Origin of the sequence: Sulfurospirillum sp. SCADC (genome assembly GCF_000743525.1) — a bacterium.
Taxonomy (GTDB): domain Bacteria; phylum Campylobacterota; class Campylobacteria; order Campylobacterales; family Sulfurospirillaceae; genus Sulfurospirillum.
In genome coordinates this window covers 1-17,490 of record NZ_JQGK01000005.1, presented here as the reverse complement: position 1 = coordinate 17,490, position 17,490 = coordinate 1, and the positions used below count along the sequence as shown (strand labels likewise).

Here is a 17,490-nt window from a genome sequence, read left to right as displayed (position 1 = left end):
GTATTTAACGAGGGATGAAAGGGGTTGTTTTCAAAAAGTTTTTTTGCTTTTTCAAATTTTTTCGTTAGATTATGTTCTCTAAGATACGCTTCTAAATCACCCCTTAAAGATTTAATGTGCATGATAAACAGAACTTTTTTTCAAACCATTTTCAAGGTCTTTCAAAAATTCATCCGAATAATTTTCCTTTTTAAAATCGCTTAGAACATCTGCAATGCTGTCTTTTTTAAACTTTTTAAAATAAAGTTCTTTTTCGACAATCTTGTTTTTAATTTCCTCAATTTCATTGAGATTCATTTGCGAAATAAGATTTAAAATGTGTGGCAATGATATATCAACCGCTATTTGCACGATAATCTCCTTTGTGTTTGATAGTAGTCAATTATAACGCATTTTGCATTTTTCTAATACTATCTAATTTTTTCAAGTTTACTTTATTTATCTATTTGCTTCTTTGTTTGTTCATCAATTGCACTTTTCAATCCTATTGCACTCGTATCTATATTACCTGAACTTCTTAATGTTGATGAAGATACATTGGTCTTATTAGAGTCTTTATCAACCTCTGCAACTTTACCAAGGATATATTTATTTGTATTAATATTTGAGATTGTCATTTTTTGCTTTTCAGCTTGAATTTCTTTGTTACCAGTTTTCGTAATAACATCTTGTTCAGCGAAAACAATGGTAACACTCACAAGAGCCATAGTTCCAACTATAATTTTTTGAAACATAAAAAATCCTTATTTGAATATATTTTTAAACTAAATATCTAATTTTTTATCAAATACTAATTTACACCTCTAACAACACAACATCAACCATTTCGCCTTTAGTGATAATTTGCACATCTTTTTCAACACGTAAAAGTACAGGATTGTCTAATAGATTATTGAGGATAGCGCTACTGCCCTCTTTTTTGCCTTCTAAGTCAACGATGAGTTGCCCTTGGTCAAAGCGAAGGTTGCAGGCGGTAAATTCCACAAATTTGGAGCGTTTTTTATAGAGCTCGCCCATGAACGCTTTAATCGTTGGCAAGGCGAAGGTTTGTGCGCGCAGTTTGCGAAGCAGTGGAGCGATGAACAAAAAGGTACAGACCGATGCGCTATACGGAAAACCGGGGAGCGCGTAGATGTATTTGTGTCCTGTTTTGACCACGCGAATATGACGCCCTGGTTTCATGTACGAACCGTCGATGATATTTTCGATTTTCATATCGGTCAGAATGCTTTGCAAATAATCAAAATCCCCAACACTTCCACCACCCGTGGTGATGACGATGTCACTCCACATAAGCGCTTGTTTGAGTTGCTGTTCGATCACATCACGATCATCTCGGATAAGTTTAAAACGCATTGTTTCGCAACCAAGTTGGCGTAAAATGGCTTCAACGGTGACGTGATTGGAACTGCGAATTTGGGCAAATGACGTTTTTGGCTCGCCAAAGTCCAAGATTTCATTGCCCGTGGAGAGAATGGCAACGCGAGGTTTCATAAAAACTTCGACTTGCACCATGCTCACTTCTGCCATCACACCAATTTCAGCAAATCCAATTTTTGTGCCTTTTTTGATAAGCACTTCACCCGCTTTATAGTTTTCTCCCACAGGACGAACTGCGAAGCCTTTAGACACAGCGGAAGTGATGTGAATTTTTCCCTCTTTAACTTCGACATTTTCGATGGGAATCAGCGTGTCGCTGCCTTCGCTCATCAAGGTGCCTGTAAAGGTTTTCACACACTCACCTTTGTTCACCACACCATGCGTTTCAGTCCCCGCGGGGATAAAATCGCTAATGGTGAGTGAGCCTAATTGTTGATCTTCAAAACGAATGGCATAGCCGTCCATCGAAGAGGTCGCATGCGTTGGGTTATTGTCCTGCGCCACGATGTCAACGGCAAGAAAACGACCCAGTGCGTCACCGATAAAAATATTTTCAATGCCAATTTCGGTTTGAATGGAGTTTTCAAGCGCCTTAAGCGTCTCATCAAAGGGAGGAAATGAATGGCTCATACGTCCGCCTTTAGGAGACCTGAGCCACTTAAAACATGCGAGCGCTCTTTAGCATACACACGTTTTCCATCCACCAAGTCGTACTTCCAAATCGGCGCATTGGCTTTAAAATCTTCAACAAAATCGTTAATCATTGTAAGGGCTACCTTTCGTTTGGGAGAAACCACTGCGGCGATATAGCTTGAAGTGTGATTGGGCACATCACCACGTGAGTGCGCCATCAGCAAGTACGCATTTTGTGCTTTGGCCCTCTCTTGCCACGCGTTAAACCAGCTGTTTAAAATAGGCTCATAAATGTCAAAACTAAGCCCTTCTATGCCATCTTCATCTCTGACGATGCCCACAAAAGGGATGAATGCACCATAATTTTTATCGCTTATTTTGGCATACCAATCCGCCAAAATAGTGTTTACATGTAAAGATCCATCGTGAAGTTCTAACATAGGTCAACCTCCACAAACGGGAGGGAGAAGTGAGATTTTATCTTCTTTGGAGAGGGGGATATTGAGGTCGCAAACGAGCGTATCGTTCACCGCAACTGCACAGATGGCAAGCCAATCTTGAAGTTCTTGATCGTCTTTAAAAAAGGTCTTAAGTTCACTGAGATTTGCAATATCCACTTCAATACTAGGACGCCCAAGGGGTCCCAAAAATTCGACTTTTGCCACATCGTTTCCTTATTACATGTAAGAATTTCAAAGAAGAGCGGGGGTCTCTTCTTTGAAGTCTTTTCAGACAGGTAATATTCGTATATTTTTACTTAATTTCTCTTGTAAAACCGCTTCGATCGCAAAAAGGGTGCCTGTTGAGCTACTCGCACAACCACTGCATGCGCCAAGATAACGGATGTAGACATCACTCATACCATCGCCACCCTCTTTAATGTCAAGGATTTCAAGGTTACCGCCATCCATGACCAGCATCGGGCGAATATTTTCATCGATCACCGCTTCAATTTGTTGGAATTTTTTAACGATGGTGAGATCATCAAAGTTCACGGTATTGCTGCCTTCAATTTTAGAGTTAGAGATCGCAAGCAGATGGTCATGTTCCATCTCAGCTCTGGTGTCTCTTAAAATGTCAACCAGATAATACTCACGTGCCTCATGCCCACCAGGCTTGATACAGGATTTACAAAATGCACCTGCTTTGGTGTAGTTGGTGATCTCTTCAACGGTTTTGAGGTTGTTGATCTTGATGACCTCTTTGATCGTTCCAAGGCTCACACGTGCACATTCACACACGATGATGTCATCTTCAAAGGAAGCAGCATCCACGCCTTTATACGAAGCGGCTGCTGCTTTAATAACATCGTATGCCATAACAGAACAGTGCATTTTTTGAGGTGGAACAGCAGGAACATCTGGCGTATCACGCATCGCTTTTTCTACATCAATGTTGGTAATTTTAACCGCTTCAGAAACCGTTTTACCGATACAAAGCTCTGCCATCGTGTCCGAACTAGCAATCGCCGTACCGCAACCAAAACTCTTAAATTTTGCCGCTTTAATCACTTCAGTTGCTTCATCAACGATCCAGTAAAGTCTCACCGCATCGCCACAACTCTCTGCACCAAAATCTGCAATAATGAGCTTTCCACCCATATTTTTTGCATCTTCTTCGGTCAATTCACCCATATTTTGGGGATGGTTCATCAAATCTTGTACTTTTTGGCTGTACTCTTCCCAAATGGAGCCACCAATTAAACTATTTTTTGCCATTTTTTTATCCTTTATAATCTTTACATGTAAACATAAAAGCACCAAAGGTGCGCGGGCTCTCTGCTAAAGAGAACCCAGTGTTAACGTAGCTTTTGAAGCTTTGCTTTAAAAGCGTGTCTAGCGTTCTGAAAGAACTCGCTTATAGCTTACTAACGTGCCATTCTGGCGCGTACGCATACGTGCTTGAAATGGCACGAAGTCTCACAACTGCTTTTTGAATCACATCAATCGCAAAATCAATCTCTGCTTCAGTGGTAAACCGTGAAAGGGAAAGGCGAAGTGCGGTGTGCGCCAAATCGGCTTCCGCGCCAATGGCTTCCATAACAGGGTTTGATTCAAGGGCTTCACTAGCACACGCACTTCCGGTACTCGCACCGATACCATTTTGGTTCAAATCCCACAGCATCGCTTCGCCTTCAATGCCTTTAACACTGATTAAAATAGTATTGGGAACTCTCTGTTCTTTGGTACCCACAACCATCATTTCAGGAATTTGCAAAAGAGCATCTTCCAGTTTGTCACGTAGGCGTCTGACATTGTTTTTTTCAAAATCAAGTGCTTCAACCGCCAGTTCCATTGCTTTTCCCATACCAACGATACTAGGAACATTTAGGGTACCACTACGACGTCCACCCATGTGCTCTCCACCATGGAAGAAAGGGGATAAAGGTTGTCCATTGCGGATATAAAGCCCACCAATCCCTTTAGGTCCGTGGAATTTATGTGCTGAGAAACTGAGAAAATCGACATTGACTTTTTTGACATCGACAGGAATTTTACCGACCGCTTGAACGGCGTCCGTATGGAAAAGTACGCCTCGCTCTTTGCAGATCGCACCGATCTCTTCAATCGGGAAAATCATACCTGTTTCGTTGTTTGCCCACATAATGGAGACAAGTGCGGTGGTGTCAGTGATAGCGTTTTTAAGATCTTCCACGCTGATGACACCATCGGTATTGACAGGAAGATACGTCACCTTAACGCCAAGGCTTTCTAAAAATTTACACGAAGCCCCAACAGCAGGATGTTCCACTTCACTGGTGATGATGTGATCTTTGTCACCATTTAAAATGTAGTCATGATAAATACTTTTGATCACCCAGTTATTGCTCTCGGTGGCACAGGAGGTAATGACAATGTCATCTTCATCGCTTGCGTTAATGCCAGCATAAAGTTGATCCATCGCTTTGCGAAGTGCGGGATGGCTCTCACTGCCAAACTCATGCAACGAATTTGGATTGCCATACATTTGGCAAAAATAAGGAACCATCTCTGCAAACACTTTAGGGTCAACGATGGTTGTCGCGTTATTATCTAAATAGACTCTCATTGGCTTCACTCTCCATTTCTATATAGGATAAAGTTTATCCTAATTAATTTTTGAATACTATTACTTTCTATATTAAAAAATACTAAAGAAATTTAGGCAATAATCTGTTTTAACTCAGCAATGGTTGCGTCAAATTCAAAAACCTCTTCGGGCGCTTGCTGTAAAAAGCCATTCATTTTCTCTTTTTTATGGATCGCTATATCGAGCTCTTTATCGTTGCCTTTTTCGTATGCACCGATGCGGATGAGAACTTCGTTCTCTTTCAAAATGGAATTGAGTCGTTTAAAACGCATCGCCGCTTTTTTATGATCCCCATCAATGACATCGCCCATAACCCTTGAAGCACTGTTTTGAATGCTAATCGGCGGATAAATACCATAATCGGTAAGCTCACGACTGAGCACAATGTGACCATCTAAGATACTTCGAGACTGATCGGCAATCGGATCGCTTAGATCATCCCCTTCAACCAATACCGTAAAGAACGCTGTAATCGAGCCTTTGCCCTCTTCTTTTCCGGCTCGCTCCATCAGTTGAGGCAAAAGAGCCAAAACAGAAGGTGGATAGCCTTTTGAGGTGGGTGGCTCACCCAAAGCCAGACCAATTTCACGTTGTGCCATCGCAAAACGTGTGACGGAATCCATCATAAACAGAACATCGCGTCCTTGGTCTTTAAAGTACTCAGCAATGCTCATCGCTGAAAAGGCACCATACTTTCGCATCAAAGGCGAATCATCGCTGGTCGCAACCACGATCACGGTATTTTCAAGATTACCACCTAAGTTTTTTTCAATAAACTCAGGCACCTCACGTCCACGCTCCCCAATGAGTGCGACGACTTTAATGGAAGCTTCTGCCCCTTTAACGATCATACCCATCAGAGTCGATTTACCCACACCACTTCCTGCAAAAATGCCCATTTTCTGACCTTTTCCACAGGTTAAAAGTCCATCAATGGTCTTGACGCCTACACGAAATGGCTCATTAATGAGCCCTCTTTTCATCGGATCAAGTGGCGCTTTCATGATCGGTGCTTGTGAACTTGCACCTATTGTTCCTTTGCCGTCCTTGGGACGAATAAACGGATCAACCACGCGACCAAGTAACTCTTCGCCCACAGGAATCATCATACCCTGCTCGCTGATAAACACTTTATCGCCTGTTTTAAACCCTTCGATAAAGCCAAAAGGAGAGATAAAAAAGGAGTTGCGATCGACTTCGGTGATCATGCCAAGCTCACTTTTATGACCATCTAAAGAGACGATTTTGACAATATCACCAATACTGGGTCTGAGCCCACATGCCTCAATGGTTGTGGAGCTGATTTTGGTGATAGTGCCAAACATGGGAGAGAGGCTTTTACCGTTAAGTTGTTTTTTGAGGCGTTCGAGTGGCATTAGTAGCGATTTGCCTGCGGTGCGTTGATGATGTCAAAAAACTCTTTTCGCGTATCGGCCTTGAGAAAGAGTCCTCGAAGTGCTGATGTAGTGGTGTTGGAGTGTGTTTTTTCAACCCCTCGCATCTCCATGCACATATGACGCGCTTGGATAACAACACCGACACCTTTAGGCGCGATGACATCATCGATGGCTTTAGCAATCTGTTCGGTCAGTTGTTCTTGAATTTGAAGACGACGTGCAAAAATATCCACCATGCGAGGAATTTTAGAGAGTCCAACGACTTTTCCATTGGGAATGTAGGCAACATGCGCACGTCCAATAATCGGTAAAAGGTGATGTTCACACATCGAATAAAATTCTATATCTTTAATCAGTACCATTTGGTTATTGTCGCTATTAAAAAGTGCTTCGCCAAGAACTTCATTGGGACTTTGGGCATAGCCTTGCGTCATATATTCATACGCTTTAAACACACGCTCTGGCGTCTTTAAAAGCCCTTCACGCTCGGTATTTTCACCGATAATTTCCAGCATCGTTTTCACGGCTTGTTCGAACTCTTCTCTTCGTTGCATAGTGATTCACTTCTGTTAAAATTAAGACGAGTTATTTTATCTGCTTTTTGCTTTTTAATGGATAAAAAGCGACTTAAAAGCAATTTTTTGGTATATTTGAGCAAAATTTTATATCGAAAAGGGATTTTATGCAAATTAAAGTTAACCGTACTAATAGTGCTAATGCTGCAGTTGAAGCGACTATTTCACCTGCACTTTTACAAAAAAAAGAAGAGAAGCTCATTGCATCTGCTGCTTCCAATATGAAAGTGGATGGTTTTAGAAAAGGGAAGGTTCCTGCACACATCGTTAAAGCACGTTACGGCAAACAACTTAAAGAAGACGCACAAACCGAAGTTCTCAGAGAACTTTACACCAAAGCCTTGGCTGATCTTGATGTGAAAGCAGACCTTGTTGTCGGAGAGCCAAGTTTCTCAAAATTTGAAGAAAAAGAGGGTGGTTTAGAGCTTGTAATGAAACTTTCATTTAAACCAACGGTGGTCGTTGAAGGCTACAAAGAGTGCGTACCTGAATACAAAACGCCCAAAGTAACTAAAAAAGAGATCTCTGAGAGACTTGAAAAAACGTTAGCATTGGTTGCTGAGCTTAAAACGGTTGAAGAAAAACGCGCGGTTAAATCAGGCGACTTTGTTGTGCTTGATTTTGAAGGCTTTATCGATGGCGTAGCGTTTGAAGGTGGCAAAGCAGAAGGATATACCCTTGAAATCGGAAGTGGATCATTCATCCCTGGTTTTGAAGATGGCATTATCGGGCTCAAAGTCAGTAGCAAAAGCAAAGATATTGAAGTAACATTCCCAGAGACCTACGGAAACAAAGACCTTGCAGGTAAACCAACGGTCTTTAAAGTCACCATAAAAGAGATTAAAGTTAAAGACGTTCCTGAAACACCAAGTGAAGAGATGATCAAAAAATTACTTCCAGGTGTAGAAGCTCCAACGTTAGCTATCCTTGAAGAGCAAATTGAGACCGAAATCCGCAATGAAAAACTCGCAAAACTTTTCAATGATGAAGTCAAACCTAAATTTGTTGAAAATATCTTAGAGAAACTTGCGCTTGATTTACCAGAAAACATTGTTGACCAAGAGATTGATCTTCAAATGCGTGGTGTGTTTGGTAAACTCAGCGAAGACGAAATCAAAGAGTATGCAGGCAATCCTGAGAAAATCAAAGAGAAACGAGAAGAATTTAGAGCAGAGTCTGAAAAAAGTGTTAAACTTACCTTCATTGTTGACGAATTAGCCAAACAAGAAGGGATTAATGTCAGCGACCAAGAAGTTCTTCAAATGATCTACTTTGAAGCCATGCAACAAGGTGCAAATCCAAAAGAATACCTAGAATACTATGAGAAACAAGGGGTTCTTCCAGCGATTAAAATGTCTATCATTGAAGAGAGACTCTTCACAAAGCTTTTTACTAAAGGTCAATAATGAGTTATTATGTTCCTGTCGTTATCGAAAAAACGGGTCGTGGTGAGAGAAGCTATGACATCTACTCTCGTCTTTTAAAAGATCGTATCATTATGCTCAGCGGTGAGATTAATGATGTTGTTGCTTCTTCAATCGTAGCGCAACTCCTCTTCCTTGAAGCGGAAGATCCTGAAAAGGACATCTATCTTTACATTAACTCTCCAGGTGGCGTTATTACCAGTGGTTTTAGCATCTATGATACGATGAATTATGTCAGACCGGACATCAGCACCATTTGTATCGGTCAAGCAGCATCGATGGGAGCATTTTTACTCAGTTCTGGGGCTAAAGGGAAACGTTATGCACTGCCAAATGCGCGCATTATGATTCACCAACCCTTAGGTGGCGCTCAAGGGCAAGCGACTGACATTGAAATTCAAGCCAAAGAGATTTTACGTATGAAGCAAGTACTCAATGAAATTTTGGCAAAAAATTGTTCACAAAAGCTCCCTAAAATCATTAAAGATACCGAGAGAGACTTTTTCATGAGTGCTGAAGAGTCCAGTGAATACGGTTTAATTGATAAAGTATTAGACAAAAGTTTTAAATAACATAAAGAGGGCAAACAATGGTTCGTTTTAATAAAGAAAAAGGGAAAACGGGTGTTTATAATATCGATGTCAAGGATGATACGATTGAGCAAGCACCACCCCTGCCGATTCCTAAAGAGCCTATTGTTCCTCAAGCTTCCAATGTTGAACTTGAAAAATTTGCCGCGTTGGTCCTTAAGGTGTTGGGGGATGAGAATATCCCTCCCACCCCTACCAATTTTCAGATCTATTTTGACAAACTTCTAGAGAGCAAACCAACTGCTTTCAAAAAACGCATTAATGATTTTTTAGATCTCGAAAACACCAACAATGATGAAAATCATGCCCGTATTGAGCGCGAAGTTAAAGAGGGTTTTGCGCAGATCAAAAACATTATGCAAGTGGTTTCTACGGTGTATCGCAACCTGAATGTCATGCAAGAGATTATTAAAAAACGCTCAACGCAGTTAGAGACCAACTCTAACCCACTTTCGATTCAAAATATCATCTCAACGCTAAGCGAAGATCTTAATAAAATGTTTGCGCTGACCACCAAGCAAATTGATCTTTTAAAAGATTATTATCAAAAAACAACAACGATTCTACAAGAGGTCGATAACCAATCTATTTTCGATGTGAAGTATGGGGTTTACAATCGCAGATACCTGCTTAAATCGCTCCAAGATGAGATCAAACTCATTAAAAATTATGCGCATTCGAGCTCTTTGGTATTGGCGCGCGTTAAAGAAGATACGCTAGAGAAAATTGTCAATAAAAAAGACAAAGACACCGTTGTGCGTAACATTGCTAAATTGCTTCTAAAAACATCTCGTAGAAGCGATATTGTGGCGCATTTTGGGGATGGTATTTTTGCGATGATTCTCAAACATACCGATATTACGAGCGCTAAAAAAGCGTGCGATCGTATCAGTGAACTGGTGTACCAAACCAGCTTTTTTGTGGGAACCGGTGAAGTTGAAACCGACATCGAACTTTCCATCGTTGCGCTTGATACCGAACATAATTCCGAGGAGTTCATTGCAGCAACCCTTGAAGAACTTCCACACACAGGTAAAAAGTATGTTCCGTATATTGTGTGTACGCCTTCCCTTCCAAGCGAGGAGCTATGATTAGAGAGATTCTCGTTTATCCCAATAAGCTTTTAAGAGAGACCTCTAAAGAGGTGACGCATTTTGATGTGCATTTGCACACGCTTTTACACGATATGTACGAAACAATGGTTGCCAAAGAGGGTATTGGGCTTGCGGCAATTCAAGTGGGTGTACCTCTCAATGTTCTCATCATCAATCTTGTCGATGAAGAAGGGTACCAAACCGTCGAAAATCTTTATGAAATGATCAATCCTGTCATTCTTGAAAAAGACGGTTTGACCATTTACCAAGAGGGCTGTTTAAGCGTACCTGGGTATTACGATGAGATCGAGCGTGCCGCGCATATTAAGGTTGCCTACTGTGATCGTGATGGTAACCGCTGTGAAGAAGAGTTTACCGATCTGATGGCAATTGCCGTACAGCACGAGATGGATCACCTTAAAGGTCGCCTTTTTATCGAAAAACTCTCTTATTTAAAACGTAAAAAATTTGACAAAGAGTGGAAAAAAAAGCAAAAAGCAGGTAAATAATCGTGGAAGAAGCTGTTGCACTCTCCAAGGTCAAACATGCAAAGTGCGCCACGCTATTTGGCAATAAAGCGTATGAGGTTGATGTTGAGTCAACGTTAGTGCGAGCCCTTCCAGGATTTAATATTGTGGGACTGACGGATGTCTCCATCCAAGAGTCACGTGAGCGCGTAAAATCAGCCCTTTCGAGCATCGATTTTCAGTTTCCCTCCCAAAAAATTACGATCAATCTCTCCCCTTCCGATCTCAAAAAAGAGGGAAGCCACTTTGATTTGGTCACGGCGTTGCTTATTGCCATCCAAAAAGAGCGCTTTACATGTAAAGATTTTTTCATCTTTGGCGAACTAGGACTGGATGGCAAAATCAAGAAAACCAACTCTATGTTTCCGATTATCCTTTCCTTAGCTTCGCACACACCTAACCTTCGCGTTTTGGTTCCCAGCGAGCTTCTCGCCAAAGTGCACCAAATCCCCAATATCGAGGCATTTGGTGTTGAGACGCTGCATGATGCCCTACTCTTTTTTAAAGAAAAACGCTTCAATAACGAAGCAGCACCACGTGAGCAAAATTTTTGTGAAAATGTCCTGGATATTGAGAACAAACGCTACTTTTACAGCACGCAATTTCCGCTTGATTTTAGCGATGTTTTAGGACAACACCGTGCCAAACGGGCGATGACGATCGCTGCAGCGGGTATGCACAACCTGTTGATGGAAGGAAGTCCGGGATGTGGCAAAAGTATGAGCATCAAACGCCTTCGCTACATTTTACCCCCTCAAAGCATCGAAGAAATTTTAGAGTCAAACGCCTATCAATCGCTCCAAGAAGAGGACGTGGCGCTAAGCCCCTTGCGCCCTTTTAGATCGCCCCATCACACCTCCTCTCGTCCGTCCATTTTTGGGGGTGGCAGTTCGCAAAGTCGCGCAGGTGAAATCGCGCTCGCGCACAATGGCATTTTGTTTTTTGATGAATTTCCCAACTTTTCCAAAACCGTTTTGGAGAGCCTCAGAGAGCCTCTAGAAGATCATCGCGTGCTCATCTCTCGGGTCAATACCAAAGTAAGTTACGCGACCAAATTTCTCTTTGCTGCCGCGCAAAATCCTTGCCCCTGCGGTAACCTTTTTAGCCAAACACATGAGTGTCGTTGTTCTGAAGTCGAGATCAATCGCTATAAAAACCGCATCTCCGAGCCCATTATGGACAGAATCGATCTGTACATTCAGATGAGCGAAGAGAGTTCTAAAGAGCATGGTCTAAGTTCGGCTCAGATGTTTGATCAGGTATTAAAAGCATTTATCATGCAAAAAAGTCGAGGGCAACAGGAGCTCAATGGCAAACTGGACGAGCACAGCACGATGCGTTTTTGCACCCTCGAAGCAAAAGCCGCTGAGAGTTTAGAGATGGCACAAAATCGCTTGGGGCTAAGCCAGCGCAGCATTCACAAAGTGCTTCGTATTGCGCGTTCCATCGCCGATTTGGCGCAGAGTGAGTTGATCTTGCAAGAGCATCTTTTAGAAGCTTTGAGCTTCCGTAAGCGTTAGGAGAAACCAATGCAGTACGTCTATGAAGAGACCCAAACACTCGATGAGCGTTGTTACACAACCTTTGGCTTAACCCCAGAAATTTTAATGGAACATGCAGGATTTGCACTTGCTCGCGCCGTGAAAAAAAAGCTTACATGTAAAAAGAGTGCGCTCTTTGTCTGTGGCATGGGAAACAACGGAGCGGATGGCATTGTCGCCGCACGGTTACTTCATGGCGCGTATAATGTAAGTGTCTATCTTCCTTTTGAGCTCAAATCAGAACTTGCAAAATTACAACTCGAACGCGCCCAAAAAGTGGGTGTTCCCATGGTCAATGAGCTTATCGATGCCGATATTTACGTCGATGCTCTCTTTGGCGCAGGACTCAACCGCGCCTTAGATAGCTTTACATGTAAACTACTCGAAACGCTCAATGCAAAGCAAGGCTATAAAATCGCCTGCGACATTCCCAGTGGAATTCTCAGTGATTTAACGCTGAATTCAGTCATTTTCCAAGCGAATGAAACGGTGACGATGGGCGCTTTGAAGCTCGCACTTCTCAATGACACGGTTAAAGATGCCATAGGCACTATCAAAGTTGCCAATCTGGGCATCGCACGAAATCAGTACGAAACACCTAGCACCAACTTTTTGCTTCGCAAAAGCGATCTCAAACTGCCGATTCGCATCAAGAAAAACACAAATAAGGGCACGTTTGGACACGTCGCGATTGTGCAAGGCTCCAAAGAGGGTGCAGCGCGACTTGCTGGCATGGGCGCATTTCATTTTGGCGCAGGTCTGGTAACACTCCTAGGAGAAAAGCCAAAAAAATTGCCCATTTATCTCATGAGCAGCGAAAAACTGCCTAAAAATGCCAATGTCATCGTCGCAGGGATGGGACTCGAAATGCCTTTTGATGAAACAGCATTGAAAACACTTTTGCTCTCCAACACACTGCCACTGGTGATTGATGCGTCATTATCCCGTCATCCGCTTATCACGGAGATCATCGCATCCCAAAAACCCGTCGTTTTAACACCCCATCCCAAAGAATTTAGCGCGATTTTAGAGCTTACATGTAAAGAGAAAATCAGCGTGGAGATGATTCAGCAAAACCGCTTTAAACACGCCAAACGCTTTAGTCTCGCTTTTCCTCATGTCGTACTCGTGCTCAAAGGTGCGAACACCATCATCGCGCACAAGGGAGAGCTTTTCATCAACACGTATGGCACGCCGTCTCTTGCCAAAGGGGGCAGTGGCGATGTTTTAGCGGGTATGATAGGAGCCCTCCTCGCCCAAGGCTACACCCCAAAAGACGCGGCGATCAGTGCCTCTTTAGCACATGCCCTCGTCTCACGCACGTTTACATGTAACAATTTTGCGCTCACCCCAATGGATATTTGTAAAGGTCTTAAATGGTTATAAAGAAAATTGCTATTTTATTCAGTGGAGAGGGCAGTAATTTGGAAAAATTGCTCGCCTCACTTCACAACCAAGTATTTGAACACTGTCAAATCGAAGTTGCAACTACCATCTGCAATCGCCCCAACGCAGCAGGAATCGAAAAATCACGCAGTTACGGCATAGAACCTCTCATCATCGATCATACGCTCTATTCAAGCCGCGAGGCCTTTGATAAAGCCCTTGTAAAAGCTATTATCCAAAGTGGCGCAGAGCTTACTGTATTGGCTGGCTTTATGCGTTTTCTCACTCCTTATTTTACACAACAGATTAAAGCAATCAATTTACACCCCTCGCTCCTTCCGCTTTTTAAGGGAGGCAATGCTATAAAAGAGAGCTTTGATTCGCCGATGAAAGTTGCTGGCATCAGTGTTCACTACGTCAGCGAAGAGCTCGATGGCGGTGAAATCATCGCACAACGCTGTTTTGAGAAACACGAGGGCATGAGTTTTGAAGATTTTGAAGCTAAAATCCACGCACTGGAGCATGAACTCCTTCCCGAAACCGTTAAAAATTTACTCAATAGGAACTCAAATGAACGACATTCTTAAAGTAGGCAATATCGAATTTGCAAGCCGTTTGATCGTCGGAAGCGGTAAATACCCCGATTTTCAAACGACCAAAGACGCAACGCTCGCAAGTGGCTCAAAACTCATCACAGTCGCTGTGCGTCGTGTTAACATTACCAATCCTAATGAAGAAAACCTTATGGATTATTTCAAGGGCACAGACATCAAACTGCTTCCAAACTCTGCTGGATGTACCACCGCAGAAGATGCTATTACTCTTTTTCGCATGGTTCGAGAAGCAACAGGGCTTGATCTGATCAAACTCGAAGTTATCGGAGATACGGCTAAAACGCTTTACCCCGATGTTATGGAAACGCTTAAAGCATGCGAAGTGTTAGCACGAGATGGCTTTACCATCATGACCTACACCAATGACGATCCGATCATGGCAAAACGCTTGGAAAACGCAGGAAGTGCCGCTGTTATGCCTTTGGCATCCCCTATTGGCAGTGGGCTAGGCATTCAAAACCGTTACAATGTTCTGTTCATCAAAGAAGCCGTTAACATTCCTGTGATCGTCGATGCAGGCATCGGATGTGCGAGTGACGCGGCAATTGCGATGGAAATAGGTGCCGATGGTGTTCTGACAAATACAGCGATTGCACAGGCAAAAAACCCTATTTTGATGGCAGAAGCGATGAAATACGCTGTATTGGCAGGGCGTGCAAGCTTCCTCGCTGGACGCATCGCGAAGAAGCCTTTTGCAACGGCGAGCTCACCGACGGAGGGGCTGATCGAGTTTTCTCACAAAGGCTAAAAACTTTTCCTTGACAAAAGGCTGGATTTTGGCTAGAATTTCAGCCTTAAAAAGACCATCTTAGGTTTTTTTAAATGTCGGGGCGTAGCGCAGTCTGGTCAGCGCACCTGGTTTGGGACCAGGGGGTCGAAGGTTCGAATCCTTTCGCCCCGACCATGTCATATTAAAATGATGGTGGGTGTAGCTCAGTCGGTTAGAGCATCAGGTTGTGGTTCTGAGGGTCGTGGGTTCGATCCCCATCACTCACCCCATTGTTTAGAGCGGTTTATGCGCTCGTAGCTCAATTGGATAGAGCAACGGACTTCGGATCCGTAGGTTGTAGGTTCGACTCCTTTCGAGCGCACCACCTAAACCGAGAAGATGCGCTCTTAGCTCAGCTGGATAGAGCAACGCCCTTCTAAGGCGTAGGTCACACGTTCGAATCGTGTAGGGCGTACCACCTTTTAAGACGGAGCTTCAGCTTCGCAAAATTTACTACTGTTGTGTGCGGATATGGTGAAATTGGTAGACACGCCAGACTTAGGATCTGGTGCCGAGAGGCATGGGAGTTCGAGTCTCTTTATCCGCACCATCCCTATTTTAGGACTTTCAAAAACTTTTTCTCTCTTTTTAAGAAATCACTTCAAGCACCTTTTTACTACTTTTTTACTACAAGTATAAATCTTATCCTCTAATAAATTTTTATTACTAATTTTTTAACTTCAGTCTATTAGCGTTTTGACAATACATTTGAAATCGAATGAAACAAAATGATATTTTTTCATCACACATGAAGTGTATTGCAAGCTGAAAAACCCTTTATTAACATTCCTATCTTTTTAAACTATGATTACCTCTGTTTAAATTATTCAACGGGGTACCAAGTGTTTTTTCACACCCAAGTGAAGGAAGTCATTTCTGGCTTCCCGTTGAGTAATTCAACTGGGGCACTTGGTACCTGTTCCACACTCAATCGAATTTTACTGTTAAAAATTGATAGGCGTATTATCAAGCGTCTGGTGAAGTAGATATATCATTTATGTGCAATATCATAGTTAAAAACATAATGAGTACCTCCTATATTGAATAAAGAGTAGAAATTGATACAGTTGCGGCTGGTTCTCACATGGAAACAAAAAGAGGAATCGACTACACGCAGATAGTGGCGCTGTGGATGATACTATGCACTCATCACCTTCTCACATTGACCTAAATCCAAAACTCTCACATATTGGACAAGGAACAAACTGTACAGCACAACCGACAGTTGATAATGTGCTCTCGCATGAGCGTGAAAAGGCGAAGAGGCGAAACGACCGACCGATCGAAACGATGGAATTATAGCATTTTGGACTAAAATCTGAAAATTTATAACATCAAGAGCGGAGAAGTATGCCCAAATTTTTTGGTTGCTTCTCAGCCCTTCATGCAGTCTCCCTTCCCTACTTACTCCGGAATTATAAGTAAAAAGAAGAGTTACTTCAGATGAGGCATTCGGATGAATTTGAAATAATTATCGTAAAGAATTCGAAATAATTGCTTTTTCTATTTCTTCACGATCGTACATAATCAAGCCATCAATGTAATGATAGTGTTTTTTTTCCATAAGCACTCCTTTTGTTCTGAGTCCTGACGTCCAGGTTTTACCACGTCTGAAATACAAAGCAAGTTCACTTTCTGTAAGTAACTTTTTAGTTGAAATAACAGATATTTTAGGTTTGTCAAAGAATTGGTATAATTCTCCAACGAGCTTAATGGCTTGATCACGCAAAAGACTCACAATAAATCTTTTTTTGATATTGCTGTACTAAATCGAAGTACAGTTCGTACACTTCAGTAGAAATGTGCTACAAACTCTCTTGTAGTCTTTTCTTTATCGTACGTCTTATAGGATTTAGTTGCAAAACGTACAAAGCATCAAAGGCACATACGAACGCTTAAAATAGGTTGTTGTACTTTGAAAACTTTACGGTAAAGCATAGTTAGAGATTTGCAAGATCTCTAGTTGCTTATGTGTTTCTAAATCAATACAATTTTGATTCAGTTTGATAACGTTATCAATACTTGCCAATAACTTAAAGAACATTGGATGGTTTTAAGTTTTGACTCGATATCTCTTTATGTTGCCTTTTCCAGTCTAAGGCTTCTCAATGTTAATCTTCAATTGCCTCAATTATTGAAGATTTTTCTGTATCAAGTTCATCCTGTTTAGAATTTTACAGATAAAAAATTAATATGTCAATGTATTATCATAAAAATAAAACATTTATTTTGACAAATTTTACTTTATAATGTATTATTTTGTTGTAAAACTTTTTTGGAGAATCGATGAAACTGGAGAACCTTGCATATATCAGGATTGGACTACCTCTTGCTCGCAAAAAAGGGGATATCCATGATAATCTCTATTTTACATACAAAACAGTTACGTTAAAATCCTTCTCATCGACAGGAGTATTAATTCACTCTGAACTTGATGAATTTATAGCCAATGAAGAGTTACATAAAAACTATATAGTCGACCCTGAAAAAC

19 protein-coding genes, 5 tRNA genes and 1 pseudogene are annotated in these 17,490 nt (G+C 41.9%); 15 read left to right on the top strand and 10 right to left on the bottom strand.

What is annotated here, in order from left to right:
• Positions 1-111 precede the first annotated feature (111 nt).
• From JU57_RS04265 to folE, 9 genes are all read right to left on the bottom strand, one after another.
• A complete protein-coding gene (locus JU57_RS04265; RefSeq protein ID WP_037957415.1) occupies positions 112-351 on the bottom strand; it encodes a hypothetical protein in 240 nt (79 codons plus the stop codon).
• Between the two features lie 83 nt (positions 352-434).
• The gene (locus JU57_RS04260; protein WP_037957412.1) at positions 435-734 is read right to left on the bottom strand and encodes a hypothetical protein; all 300 of its coding nucleotides are present in this window, start codon (positions 732-734) and stop codon (positions 435-437) included.
• Between the two features lie 61 nt (positions 735-795).
• Positions 796-2,010: a molybdopterin molybdotransferase MoeA gene (locus tag JU57_RS04255; RefSeq protein ID WP_037957410.1), complete on the bottom strand. Its 1,215-nt coding sequence runs from the start codon at positions 2,008-2,010 to the stop codon at positions 796-798.
• Entirely contained in the window at positions 2,007-2,453 is a 447-nt protein-coding gene (locus JU57_RS04250) for a molybdenum cofactor biosynthesis protein MoaE (protein ID WP_037957408.1), read from the bottom strand. Before JU57_RS04250 ends, JU57_RS04255 begins: the two co-directional genes overlap by 4 nt.
• A 3-nt stretch (positions 2,454-2,456) precedes the next feature.
• Complete coding sequence (locus tag JU57_RS04245; protein WP_037957404.1) at positions 2,457-2,678, bottom strand: MoaD/ThiS family protein; 222 nt, start codon at positions 2,676-2,678, stop codon at positions 2,457-2,459.
• A gap of 63 nt (positions 2,679-2,741) precedes the next feature.
• The gene (locus JU57_RS04240) at positions 2,742-3,731 is read right to left on the bottom strand and encodes an iron-sulfur cluster assembly scaffold protein NifU (RefSeq protein WP_037957402.1); all 990 of its coding nucleotides are present in this window, start codon (positions 3,729-3,731) and stop codon (positions 2,742-2,744) included.
• Between the two features lie 139 nt (positions 3,732-3,870).
• Positions 3,871-5,061, bottom strand: coding sequence for a NifS family cysteine desulfurase (locus tag JU57_RS04235; protein WP_037957401.1), 1,191 nt, complete (start codon positions 5,059-5,061; stop codon positions 3,871-3,873).
• Positions 5,062-5,153: 92 nt separating this feature from the next.
• Entirely contained in the window at positions 5,154-6,458 is a 1,305-nt protein-coding gene (fliI, locus tag JU57_RS04230; protein ID WP_037957399.1) for a flagellar protein export ATPase FliI, read from the bottom strand.
• A complete protein-coding gene (gene folE, locus JU57_RS04225) occupies positions 6,458-7,033 on the bottom strand; it encodes a GTP cyclohydrolase I FolE (protein ID WP_037957398.1) in 576 nt (191 codons plus the stop codon). Before folE ends, fliI begins: the two co-directional genes overlap by 1 nt.
• 128 nt (positions 7,034-7,161) lie before the next feature.
• Between folE and tig the strand changes: the two genes are divergently transcribed.
• From tig to JU57_RS13995, 14 genes are all read left to right on the top strand, one after another.
• Positions 7,162-8,460, top strand: coding sequence for a trigger factor (gene tig, locus JU57_RS04220; protein ID WP_037957397.1), 1,299 nt, complete (start codon positions 7,162-7,164; stop codon positions 8,458-8,460).
• On the top strand, positions 8,460-9,050 hold the full coding sequence (gene clpP, locus JU57_RS04215) for an ATP-dependent Clp endopeptidase proteolytic subunit ClpP (RefSeq protein ID WP_037957396.1): 591 nt from the start codon (positions 8,460-8,462) through the stop codon (positions 9,048-9,050). Before tig ends, clpP begins: the two co-directional genes overlap by 1 nt.
• 17 nt (positions 9,051-9,067) lie before the next feature.
• Positions 9,068-10,159, top strand: coding sequence for a diguanylate cyclase (locus tag JU57_RS04210; RefSeq protein WP_037957394.1), 1,092 nt, complete (start codon positions 9,068-9,070; stop codon positions 10,157-10,159).
• The gene (def, locus tag JU57_RS04205; protein ID WP_037957392.1) at positions 10,156-10,671 is read left to right on the top strand and encodes a peptide deformylase; all 516 of its coding nucleotides are present in this window, start codon (positions 10,156-10,158) and stop codon (positions 10,669-10,671) included. The genes JU57_RS04210 and def overlap by 4 nt, the downstream gene beginning before the upstream one ends.
• 2 nt (positions 10,672-10,673) lie before the next feature.
• Positions 10,674-12,209, top strand: coding sequence for a YifB family Mg chelatase-like AAA ATPase (locus JU57_RS04200; RefSeq protein WP_037957390.1), 1,536 nt, complete (start codon positions 10,674-10,676; stop codon positions 12,207-12,209).
• 9 nt (positions 12,210-12,218) lie between these two features.
• Entirely contained in the window at positions 12,219-13,616 is a 1,398-nt protein-coding gene (locus JU57_RS04195; protein ID WP_037957388.1) for a bifunctional ADP-dependent NAD(P)H-hydrate dehydratase/NAD(P)H-hydrate epimerase, read from the top strand.
• A complete protein-coding gene (purN, locus tag JU57_RS04190) occupies positions 13,607-14,203 on the top strand; it encodes a phosphoribosylglycinamide formyltransferase (RefSeq protein WP_037957385.1) in 597 nt (198 codons plus the stop codon). The genes JU57_RS04195 and purN overlap by 10 nt, the downstream gene beginning before the upstream one ends.
• Complete coding sequence (locus tag JU57_RS04185; protein WP_037957384.1) at positions 14,187-14,978, top strand: thiazole synthase; 792 nt, start codon at positions 14,187-14,189, stop codon at positions 14,976-14,978. The genes purN and JU57_RS04185 overlap by 17 nt, the downstream gene beginning before the upstream one ends.
• Positions 14,979-15,056: 78 nt before the next feature.
• Positions 15,057-15,134 (top strand) — tRNA-Pro (locus tag JU57_RS04180).
• A gap of 18 nt (positions 15,135-15,152) precedes the next feature.
• Positions 15,153-15,229 (top strand) — tRNA-His (locus tag JU57_RS04175).
• An 18-nt stretch (positions 15,230-15,247) separates the two neighbouring features.
• Positions 15,248-15,324: transfer RNA gene (locus tag JU57_RS04170), tRNA-Arg, on the top strand.
• A 16-nt stretch (positions 15,325-15,340) separates the two neighbouring features.
• Positions 15,341-15,417 (top strand) — tRNA-Arg (locus tag JU57_RS04165).
• Between the two features lie 47 nt (positions 15,418-15,464).
• Positions 15,465-15,549: transfer RNA gene (locus tag JU57_RS04160), tRNA-Leu, on the top strand.
• 590 nt (positions 15,550-16,139) lie between these two features.
• Entirely contained in the window at positions 16,140-16,301 is a 162-nt protein-coding gene (locus tag JU57_RS13995) for a hypothetical protein (protein WP_294875805.1), read from the top strand.
• Between the two features lie 169 nt (positions 16,302-16,470).
• Here the strand turns inward: JU57_RS13995 and JU57_RS04155 are convergent, their stop codons facing one another.
• On the bottom strand, positions 16,471-16,737 hold the full coding sequence (locus JU57_RS04155; protein WP_037957382.1) for a hypothetical protein: 267 nt from the start codon (positions 16,735-16,737) through the stop codon (positions 16,471-16,473).
• A 548-nt stretch (positions 16,738-17,285) separates the two neighbouring features.
• Here JU57_RS04155 and JU57_RS04150 point away from each other — a divergent pair.
• Positions 17,286-17,490 (top strand): annotated as a pseudogene (locus JU57_RS04150) (restriction endonuclease subunit S); the annotation flags it as partial.